9 protein-coding genes are annotated in these 9,919 nt (G+C 44.2%); 4 read left to right on the forward strand and 5 right to left on the reverse strand.

Going from position 1 to position 9,919, the window contains the following annotated elements; all coding sequences use genetic code 11:
* Positions 1-14: 14 nt before the first annotated feature.
* Entirely contained in the window at positions 15-776 is a 762-nt protein-coding gene (locus D104_RS23665) for a sulfite exporter TauE/SafE family protein (RefSeq protein ID WP_024023128.1), read from the reverse strand.
* A gap of 108 nt (positions 777-884) precedes the next feature.
* Here D104_RS23665 and cysB point away from each other — a divergent pair, with 108 nt between their 5' ends.
* Positions 885-1,859, forward strand: a complete 975-nt coding sequence (cysB, locus tag D104_RS23670) for an HTH-type transcriptional regulator CysB (protein WP_031214529.1) — start codon at positions 885-887, stop codon at positions 1,857-1,859.
* Between the two features lie 125 nt (positions 1,860-1,984).
* On the opposite strand, the gene wrbA is transcribed toward cysB, so the two are convergent.
* The 4 genes from wrbA to D104_RS23690 form a co-directional block, all read right to left on the reverse strand.
* On the reverse strand, positions 1,985-2,587 hold the full coding sequence (wrbA, locus tag D104_RS23675) for an NAD(P)H:quinone oxidoreductase (protein WP_024023130.1): 603 nt from the start codon (positions 2,585-2,587) through the stop codon (positions 1,985-1,987).
* 14 nt (positions 2,588-2,601) lie between these two features.
* Complete coding sequence (gene arsC, locus D104_RS23680; protein WP_024023131.1) at positions 2,602-2,946, reverse strand: arsenate reductase (glutaredoxin); 345 nt, start codon at positions 2,944-2,946, stop codon at positions 2,602-2,604.
* 91 nt (positions 2,947-3,037) lie between these two features.
* Positions 3,038-4,762: a proline--tRNA ligase gene (locus D104_RS23685; protein WP_024023132.1), complete on the reverse strand. Its 1,725-nt coding sequence runs from the start codon at positions 4,760-4,762 to the stop codon at positions 3,038-3,040.
* A 71-nt stretch (positions 4,763-4,833) separates the two neighbouring features.
* Positions 4,834-5,703 (reverse strand): SMP-30/gluconolactonase/LRE family protein, encoded by an 870-nt coding sequence (locus D104_RS23690; RefSeq protein WP_024023133.1) that lies wholly within the window; start codon positions 5,701-5,703, stop codon positions 4,834-4,836.
* A gap of 85 nt (positions 5,704-5,788) precedes the next feature.
* Between D104_RS23690 and D104_RS23695 the strand changes: the two genes are divergently transcribed.
* The 3 genes from D104_RS23695 to D104_RS23705 all read left to right on the forward strand — a co-directional run bounded on the left by D104_RS23695 (position 5,789) and on the right by D104_RS23705 (position 9,643).
* Positions 5,789-6,232 (forward strand): HIT domain-containing protein, encoded by a 444-nt coding sequence (locus D104_RS23695; protein ID WP_024023134.1) that lies wholly within the window; start codon positions 5,789-5,791, stop codon positions 6,230-6,232.
* A 106-nt stretch (positions 6,233-6,338) separates the two neighbouring features.
* Positions 6,339-7,961 carry a hypothetical protein gene (locus tag D104_RS23700; RefSeq protein ID WP_235075890.1) on the forward strand — a complete coding sequence of 541 codons (1,623 nt, stop codon included), beginning with the start codon at positions 6,339-6,341 and terminating at the stop codon, positions 7,959-7,961.
* A gap of 164 nt (positions 7,962-8,125) precedes the next feature.
* Positions 8,126-9,643: a fumarate hydratase gene (locus D104_RS23705; RefSeq protein ID WP_024023136.1), complete on the forward strand. Its 1,518-nt coding sequence runs from the start codon at positions 8,126-8,128 to the stop codon at positions 9,641-9,643.
* Positions 9,644-9,919: the final 276 nt, after the last annotated feature.

Here is a 9,919-nt window from a genome sequence, read left to right on the forward strand (position 1 = left end):
CATTTTTTGTGTTTTTAGAAGAAAAGATACTTTACGCCAAAAGATAAAAGAGCTGTGGCTAAAATTGGTTGCAAAATATGATTGGGAACGTGGCTGGCAATGCGGGTTCCTATGTAAATTGTTGGGATAGAACCAATTAATAAAGCAACCAGCAAGGTGTAATCGACATTGCCTAAAAGCAAGTGACCAATACCCGCGACGAGCGTTAAAGGTACGGCATGCGCAAGATCAGTTCCAACTATATTTTTGGCTCTCATAATAGGAAATAATATCATCATGATGGCGGTGCCCAGTGCGCCTGCGCCAACAGAAGTTAGTGTTACCAATATCCCCAGTATAAAACCGCAGATAAAAATGATTTTTGTTCCCATTTTTTCACTGACGTGAATGTTTAATGCTTTGGTGAGTTTTGATCTAAATAAAATGACGACAGCGGTAACGACAAGCATGAGCCCTAAAGAGCCTGTCAGTATTTCTTGGTAGTGATCGGGTTTTTCGAATCGAGACAATGCCCAGACCGTCAGAAAAGAAGCGGGTAGGCTTCCTGCAGCCATGGCAAACACGATTTTCCAATTAACGTTGCCGCGTTTTGCATGCATGACAACCCCTGTGCTTTTCGCAATGCCTGCGTACATAAGGTCGGTGCCGATTGCTATATGAGGAGGGATGCCCAGCATTAATAGTAGAGGTGTCATTAATGAGCCGCCGCCAACGCCAGTAATCCCTACTGCCAAACCAACTGCTGCGCCTGCACAAATGTACCAGAAAAAATCCATCAGTAAACCATATCGAAGTTATTTAAGCTGGCAACACTAGATCTTTTTTACTATTCTATAAAGTAATATTTTATTATGTTTTTAACTCTTTTTCGAATAAGGAAAATGATGAAGTTACAGCAGCTTAGGTATATATGGGAAGTAGCGCGTCATGACTTAAATGTTTCGGCGACAGCGCAAAGTTTGTATACGTCACAGCCGGGTGTTAGTAAACAGATTCGGCTTCTGGAAGATGAGTTGGGTGTGGAGGTGTTTGCGCGCAGTGGCAAGCATTTGACGCATGTAACGCCCGCAGGTGAGAAAATTATCGCTTTGGCGGGAGAGGTGTTGAATCAAACGCAAAATATTAAGCGTGTTGCCAAAGAATTTAGCGATGAGCGTAAAGGGTCTTTGGATATCGCGACAACCCATACTCAGGCGCGATATGCCTTACCTAAAGTCATCAACCAATTTATTGACGGCTACCCTGAGGTAAGTTTGCATATGCATCAAGGTACACCAATGCAAATAGCGGAAATGGCGAATGACGGGATTGTCGATTTCGCGATTGCAACCGAAGCACTTGAGTTGTTTGGTAATTTGGTGATGTTGCCTTGTTATACTTGGAATCGTTCGGTTGTTGTGCCTAAAGATCACCCTTTGGCCAAAGTGGATAAGCTCACGTTAGAAGCGTTGGCGGCGTTTCCTATTGTGACTTACGTGTTTGGCTTTACTGGTCGCTCTCAATTAGATCGGGCATTTCAAGATGCCGACTTGCAACCCAATGTGGTTTTTACCGCCGCTGATTCCGACGTAATTAAAACCTATGTTCGTCTTGGTTTGGGTGTGGGTATTGTTGCTTCCATGGCGCACGATGTTGTTCAGGATGCAGATTTGGTTGCATTGGATGCGTCACATCTTTTTGCTGATAGCTGTACAAAAATTGGTATTCGCAGCAATACATTTATTCGAGGTTATATGTATAAATTCATCGAATCTTTTGCGCCACATTTAACAAAAGACGTGGTGATGGCAGCGATGGAGGCGGGCAATCGACAAGATGTCGAGCTGTTGTTTAAAGATGTTGAACTGCCTCGGCACTGATTTTCTAGATTTTGAAAAAAACCGCGTCATAGATGCCTATGAAGTGACCCTCATTAGTTGGACTAATCCAATTACTGGGGGTCACTTCACTATGTCGCGGTTTTTTTATTGTTAAGTCTTAAAAATCACTTTTGTAGCTTCAAGGCCATTTCAGCGATGCGTTTTCCTTGCGCTTCACACAGCGCCTTTTCGTCATTGGTTAGGGTGTTTTCACTGGAGCTGTTTGCCAGATGGCTTGCACCATAGGGTGTGCCGCCAGCGAGTGTGCTAATCAGTTCTTTGTTTTTGTATGGAAGTCCAACCCAAATCATGCCGTGATGCAGTAGTGGCGTCATCATGCTGTGAAGGCATTGTTCTTGTCCGCCATGCATGGTGCTTGCGCTGGTGAAGCCACACGCTGGTTTATCTATTAATTGTCCTGTCAGCCACAGTGTTGAGGTTTGGTCGATGAAGTGCTTGAGTGGGGCGGCCATGCTGCCAAAATAGGATGGAGATCCCATTGCCAGGCCAGAACAATTCGCCAACTCTTCTAATGTGCAGTATGGCGCGCCGTCGTCAGGTAGAGCGGGCGAGGCGATTTTTGTTGTGTCCGATACGTCCGGGACTTGTCGTATCTTAGCTTCAATGTCGCTCACTTTATTGATGCCACGTGCGATGTGTTTGGCCATTTCCGAAATAGAACCATGTCGACTGTAGAATAAAACCAATATGTATGGCGTGGTAATCACTTAAGCCTTCCTTGTTATTTGAATAGTGCCAAAACGCTTTCAGGTGGGCGTCCGATGATGGCTTTGTTGTTGTGAATGACGATTGGGCGTTCTATCAATTTCGGATTGTTGTGCATTGATTGTAAGCGCTCTTCGTCGCTCGATTCTTTATTTAGGCCTAGTTCTTTGTAGATGTCTTCTTTGGTGCGCATAAGTTCTAGAGGTGAGACTTGTAGTTGGGCGAGGAGTGCTTGCAATTCTTCAATGCTAGGCGTGTCTTGCAAATACATTCTGATGATAGGTTGGATGTTGTTTTCTTCTAGGAGTTGTAAGGTTTGGCGTGACTTTGAGCAGCGAGGGTTGTGATAAATAGTGGTCATGTTTGGATCCTATTTAGAAATATTTTTTCTTTCTTGCAAAACGCAATGATGCCTGACAGGCGTTAAGGTTATTCTGTCAGGCATCATGTTATTATTTTTTGCTGAGAATGAAATCGATCGCGTCGGCGATGACGACGTCTTCGTTTTCACCGGCTTTACGATGTTTGTATTCTAATGTGCCTTTTTCTAAGCCTTTATCACCTACAACGAGACGATGTGGGATGCCCAATAATTCACAATCCGCAAATTTAACGCCAGGGCGTTCTTTACGATCATCCAGTAATACGTCTAAACCTTTTGCTTTTAGTTCCGTGTATAGACGATCGCACTCGGCGCGCACCGCTTCTGATTTATCGTAATTCATCGCGATAATGGCGATATCAAAGGGTGCGATGCTTTCTGGCCACAAAATGCCTTTGTCATCGTAATTTTGTTCAATGGCCGCTGCAACGATACGAGACACGCCAATGCCGTAACAGCCCATGTGCATGACTTGTGCTTTTCCGTTCTCATCCAATACCGTGGCTTTTAATGCTTCTGCGTATTGTTGGCCAAGTTGGAAAATATGGCCCACTTCGATGCCGCGCTTAATAACAATGCTGCCCTGGCCGTCTGGTGAAGGATCACCTTCAACGACGTTGCGAATATCAGCAATTTCAAATTCTGCGCAATCACGTTCCCAATTCAAGCCTGTGAAGTGGTAGTCGTCTTTGTTTGCGCCAGCACAGAAATCAGACATGACGGCAGCAGAGCGATCGGCAATCACGCGAATGCCTTTATCTTTAAGGTCTTTAGGGCCGATAGAACCCGGCGCGCAGCCAATTTTTGCCACAATGTCGCTTTCGTCTGCAAACTCAAAAGGCACAACAAGACCGGACAGTTTTTCCACTTTGATTTCATTGATGTTGTGATCACCACGAAGCACAAGCGCGACGATAGTTGGTTGCTCGTTTTCATCGATGGCTTTTACCAGCATGGTTTTGACCGTGCTAGTGACGTTGAGCTTAAGGAATTCAGCGACCTTCTGAATGGTTTTGCAATCTGGAGTGAAGACTTCCGTCAAGGCTTGTGTTGGCGCGTCTGCTTTTTCTTTTAGGCAAACGGCTTCTGCTAGCTCTATATTGGCAGCGAAATCAGAAGAATCACTGAAAGCAATGTCGTCTTCACCAGAGTCGGCCAAAACATGAAACTCGTGAGAGAATGCTCCGCCGATACTGCCTGTGTCTGCGCGCACTGGGCGATAGTCTAAGCCAATGCGGTCGAATACGTTGCAATACGCTTGGTGCATGACGTCATAAGTTTGCTGTAAGGATTCTGCGCCAACGTGGAATGAATAGGCGTCTTTCATGCAAAACTCGCGTGAGCGCATGACGCCGAAGCGAGGGCGGACTTCGTCACGGAATTTGGTCTGAATTTGGAAGAAGTTCATTGGAAGTTGCTTGTAGCTGGTTAATTCATTGCGCGCAAGTTCGGTGATGACTTCTTCATGAGTTGGGCCAAGGCAATAGTCACGGCCGTGGCGATCTTTTAGGCGAAGTAATTCTGCGCCGTATTTCTGCCAGCGACCTGTTTCTTGCCACAGTTCAGCGGGCTGAACGCCTGGCATCATGACTTCCAAAGAACCTGCTTTTTCCATTTCGTCTCGAACAATGCTTTCGACTTTACGAAATACTTTAAGTCCAGTCGGTAGCCAAGTGTATAAGCCTTTTGAAATCTGGCGAATCATACCTGCACGAATCATGAGTTGGTGGCTGGTCACCACCGCGTCGGTTGGGGCTTCACGTAGGGTTGAGAATAAATAGTTACTTGCGCGCATAATAATGTTTGTACTTTAAGTGAGAGTGATTAACGTTAGTGTCAAAAATAAAACCGTAAACAATAAATATCTTAACCGGCGAAGCGAGGCTCAATTAGGCCCTTAACCGTTGTCTCAAAAGCAAATATTCCGCCAGCTTGAGGGAATTGCTTTAGTTCCTCTTCTGTTTGTGCGCCTCGACAAGTGCTCACAAAAAGAGTCTTCATGTCGGGGCCGCCAAACGCGACCATGGTCGGGTAAGTTGCTGGCACTGTGTGTTCTTCTAAAATCTCACCTTGAGGGTTGATTTTGACAACGCGTTGTCCTTGATACAGTGCGGACCAGTAATTGCCTTCACTATCAACGGCGGCGCCATCTGGGCGACCATTGCCGTGTGGAAATTGAATGAAAACACGCTTATTCGAGGCTGAGCCTGTTTCTATATCATAATCAAACTGATAAACCACATGATTTGGCGTATCTGAGTAATACATGATGGTGTTGTCTGGTGAGAAAGCCAAACCATTTGATGTCCAAGCGGCCTGGTCTATTAGTGTTTCTTGTCCGTTACTGAATTGGTGTAGCGCACCATTAAAGGCGTCTTTAGGAGAGTACATAGTGCCAGCCAGAAAACGGCCTTTCGCATCGCATCGTCCATCATTAAAGCGTGTGGTTTTTTGATCGTAAGTTGCAAGCCAGTAGGGCTTCATATCTGCGGTGAAGCTTTCAAATGTATAGACACCGGAGCGGAATGCAGCAATGAAACCGCCATTTGTGTCTAGCGAGAAACAGCCAATTTCTTCATTAAAGGTACGGCTTTCGACCTTTTTTGTTTGAAGGTTGTAGGCGTGAAGTTTGAAAGAATCAATGTCAACAAAATAGAGCGTTTGAGTGCGTTCGTCCCAACGAGGACATTCGGCTAATTTTGCTTGTGCGTCTAAAGCACATTGCATATCCGTCATGCGGGCTCCAAGTCTCTGAGAGTTTTTAAAAATAGGGTGCTATAGTGCTTATTAAAGCCTTTTTTGTAAATAGGAAGATGTAAAGATGTTTGAGTTAAATCCAGTGTTGGCGCGTGATTCTATTCTTGTTGGCCACTTTGCTTTGTGCCAGCTCCGTATTATAAATGATGCGCAGTTTCCTTGGTTTGTGCTTGTACCTCAGCGTAAAAATATCACTGAGATCTATCAACTGGTTGAAACGGATCGTCAAAAGCTGCTTGCAGAAAGCTGTCTGTTGGCTGAGGCGCTGCATGATGCCTTTTCTGCCACAAAGCTAAATATTGCCGCTCTTGGCAATCAGGTGCCGCAATTGCATGTTCATCACATTGTTCGTTATAAAACTGATCCGTGTTGGCCAGCCCCTATTTGGGGGAAGTTAGAGGCAATTCCATACGAAAAGGAAAACTTGGCTGAAATTTTGCAAAAGATTCAATCATTACTAAGCGATGATTTAACTTTACCCGATGATGGGGCTGAACTTTACTATTGAAAAAAGCCTCTAAATTCGTATTCTATATTGAGTGAAATTTAGCCAACTGGAAGCATGTTTTATGAGCATACGCAAAAGGAAGAAGGTCATACAAAAGGTTGTTAAGTTGCTGAACCTTGCAACCTCTAATAACCCTAGTGAATCGACGATGGCGTTACGCCATGCTGAGTCCTTAATTAGGCAGTATGAAATTGCTCAAAAAGAGCTGCCTATTTTGCAATTGTGTGATCGATCTATGCTTTATCGTGTTAGTTGGGGGGTTGTTCCGAGGTATCACAAAGAATCATCGGTCAAGTCGCCTTCAGAAGGTTCTGTCTATCAGCGACGCTTTAGTGAAAAAAATAACGACCCAAATCGAGCGTACGAATCTGCTCGTACTATTCTTGATGACATGGGCTTGAGTGATGAAAGTGACTCTTTGGAAAGTGTCGGAGGTGTTGAGATGGCCGACAGTTTTTCAGAAGAAGATATTGTTCAAGTGAATGTTCAGGGTGAATTTGAGGGTCAGGATGCGAGCGTCGTTTATGATGAGGTTAATGAGCAAGAAATGACGGGAGAAACGGGGTTGGATGAGTCAGGTTCGGTAGATGCGATGGCGATGGGTGGGAAGGGTTCGTCAGCTTCGGCTTATGCGCCTTCTAGTGATAATGTGATTAATGCGACTAGAGCCTTTCGCCCTGGGAATCATGAATTCACTGAAACTTTAAAAACACAGTACGCAACCAGTGATCCAAATGTACCTTTTGCTGAGGATGATTATTGGTCCAGTGTGTATGAAAAGTTAGCTGATTTTGATGAGACGAAGCTCCAGACTGAAATCGATACCTTGGATAAGCAGCTTTCTTTGGCTCAAGAAAATTTACACGTTAAAAAGCAAAAGCGCTATGAGCATGAGCAAGGTGAGATTTTAGAGCGAGCTGAGCGCGCTAGAATTGAGCAAAGCTTTGAAGAGGCGATAGAGCGTGCGTTTCAGGCTAGAGCTAAATCTTATGAGTCTTGGGAAGAGAGTTGCACTAAAATTCGAATTTCTCGATTGAGGGATGAGCAAGAGGCGGTTCAGGGTTTTGATGCAATAAGCAATGACCTGGTTAAAAAGCAGGAGTCTTACAAGCAGCATTTACAGCGAAAAGAAGATTATCGAGCGGCTAAAATTATGCACGAACTGCGTCGTCACTTGGTATTGGCGGTGTCTGTTGGTGAAGGTGCAATGTCGTCTTATGAAAAAGTCATCGACATAATGGGAGAGAACGGTCTCTCACTCAAAGATCTTGAGTTTTCCGATATCAAGAATAAGAGTCTCTTTATTCGACTTCTCGAGCGTGAGTCTGCTCAAATTTCAGATGTGAATGAAAGAGAGAAGCATACAGAGGAGATGCTGGATAAATTCCTGACGTCAAGCCTGACTAAAAAAACGTCCCGAGCATCAGAGAATCCTATACAGCATATCCAGCGCTTACTTGTTGCTGCAAGTGAGGGTGGTCAGTTTGAGACTCAAAAGAATCTTGAGCAAGTTATTTACTTGATGGATGCCAATGAAATCAGTGTTAGGGATATTGGATATGGTTTCATAAAAAAATATTCTGTTTTTATTCGCCTTATTAACTGGGAGGCAGAACGCATAGTTTCGTTGTCTGAGAGGGAGCGATTTACTGCTCAAATTTTGGAGGAGTATATCCAGCATTCGGTGCAGAAGCCAAAAGCAGAAAAAGAACAAAAAGTCAGTCGATAGTTTTTTTGATATCTGAAAACCCCCTTTCCTGATGATATACCCCTTATTCATTTGCTTGATAAGGGGTATATCTATGTTAAAAACACCTTAATGCTTTCTTTGCGTGCCTGCATCTTTTACCATTTCAGCCTTGATTCAATTGTAATTCTCAGCAGGAGAGAAGCATGAGCATTATTAAAGAAGATGATCTGATTGATAGCGTGGCAGACGCATTGCAGTTTATCTCTTATTACCACCCTCTGGATTTCGTTAACGCTGTTCATGAAGCGTACGAAAGAGAAGAAAGTCAGGCGGCAAAAGATGCTATGGCGCAAATTCTTATTAATTCAAGAATGTGTGCGGAAGGTAAGCGCCCCATTTGTCAGGATACTGGTATCGTTACCGTATTTGTCAAAATTGGTATGAATGTACAGTGGGAAGGTTCTAAAAGTGTTGCGGATATGATTAATGAGGGGGTTCGCCGTGCTTATTTGAATCCTGATAACGTCTTGCGTGCTTCAATTTTGGCTGATCCTGCAGGCGCTCGTAAAAACACTAAAGACAACACGCCGGCTGTCATTCATATGGAAGTTGTTCCAGGTGATACGGTTGAGGTTCATGTTGCTGCCAAAGGCGGTGGTTCAGAGAATAAATCAAAGCTTGCGATGTTGAATCCTTCTGATGATATAGTTGAGTGGGTTAAGAAAACCGTTCCTACTATGGGGGCGGGCTGGTGTCCTCCAGGTATGTTGGGAATCGGTATTGGTGGTACAGCTGAAAAAGCCATGGTTATGGCAAAAGAATCCTTGATGGATCCGATTGATATCCATGAACTAAAAGCGAGAGGTCCGAAGAGCCGAGTTGAAGAGTTGCGTTTGGCTATTTTTGATGCGGTTAATAATTTAGGTATTGGTGCTCAAGGTTTAGGTGGTTTAACGACGGTTCTTGATGTGAAAATCATGGATTATCCAACGCATGCTGCTTCTTTGCCTGTTGCGATGATTCCTAACTGTGCGGCAACGCGTCATGCGCATTTTGTTTTGGATGGCTCAGGCCCTGCTGATTTGGTTCCCCCATCATTGGATGATTGGCCGGAGATCACTTGGGAGGTTGGTGAAAATGTTCGTCGTGTTGATCTAAATAGTATTACGCCAGAGCAAGTGAAAGAATGGCAGCCAGGTGAGACGGTTTTACTAAGCGGTAAAATGCTCACTGGGCGTGATGCTGCGCATAAGAAAATGGTTGAAATGATTGCCAATGGTGAAGAATTGCCGGTTGATCTTAAGGGTCGTTTTATCTATTACGTTGGTCCAGTTGATCCAGTAAGAGATGAGGCGGTTGGTCCTGCAGGGCCAACTACAGCGACTCGAATGGATAAATTCACAAGAACCATTCTAGATAAAACGGGTTTGCTCGGTATGATTGGTAAATCTGAGCGCGGCCCAGTTGCGATCGAAGCGATTAAAGAGTTTGGTGCTGTTTACCTGATGGCTGTAGGTGGTGCGGCCTACCTTGTGTCGAAAGCAATTAAGAAAGCTGATGTCATTGCGTTCCCTGAATTAGGAATGGAGGCTATTTATGAGTTTGATGTTGTTGATATGCCGGTGACGGTTGCGGTTGATTCTGCAGGAACGTCTGTCCATATCACTGGCCCGGCTGAATGGAAGGCCCGTATTGAAGCGCAAGCTTTAGAGATTAAATAAATTCTCTGGTTATGAGTGACATGTATTAATTTAAAGGGCCACAATTTTTATTGTGGCCCTTTTTTGTATTTTTCATATAGAGGTGTTGCATCATTAAATTTAATCTGTATTATACGCAGCTCGTTCAGGCAAATTGCTTAAACGCGCTCTTTAAGAATTTAAACAGATAATTTGTGTGGGCGCTCGCTAGAGGCTTCAGAAGATCATCGCAGACCGGTTTTGCCGAGATGTGGTTGATCAAAAAAAATGAAGTCTTACGAGAGTCTACACGGCAAT

The sequence above is a fragment of the Marinomonas profundimaris genome (assembly GCF_000508165.1).
Taxonomy (GTDB): domain Bacteria; phylum Pseudomonadota; class Gammaproteobacteria; order Pseudomonadales; family Marinomonadaceae; genus Marinomonas; species Marinomonas profundimaris.

What these genes read in the sequence shown, in the direction of transcription:
- D104_RS23665 (WP_024023128.1), bottom strand. Translation starts at nt 776, where the DNA reads ATGGATTTTTTCTGGTACATTTGTGCAGGCGCAGCAGTTGGTTTGGCA.
- cysB (WP_031214529.1), top strand. Translation starts at nt 885, where the DNA reads ATGAAGTTACAGCAGCTTAGGTATATATGGGAAGTAGCGCGTCATGAC.
- arsC (WP_024023131.1), bottom strand. Translation starts at nt 2,946, where the DNA reads ATGACCACTATTTATCACAACCCTCGCTGCTCAAAGTCACGCCAAACC.
- D104_RS23685 (WP_024023132.1), bottom strand. Translation starts at nt 4,762, where the DNA reads ATGCGCGCAAGTAACTATTTATTCTCAACCCTACGTGAAGCCCCAACC.
- D104_RS23690 (WP_024023133.1), bottom strand. Translation starts at nt 5,703, where the DNA reads ATGACGGATATGCAATGTGCTTTAGACGCACAAGCAAAATTAGCCGAA.
- D104_RS23695 (WP_024023134.1), top strand. Translation starts at nt 5,789, where the DNA reads ATGTTTGAGTTAAATCCAGTGTTGGCGCGTGATTCTATTCTTGTTGGC.
- D104_RS23705 (WP_024023136.1), top strand. Translation starts at nt 8,126, where the DNA reads ATGAGCATTATTAAAGAAGATGATCTGATTGATAGCGTGGCAGACGCA.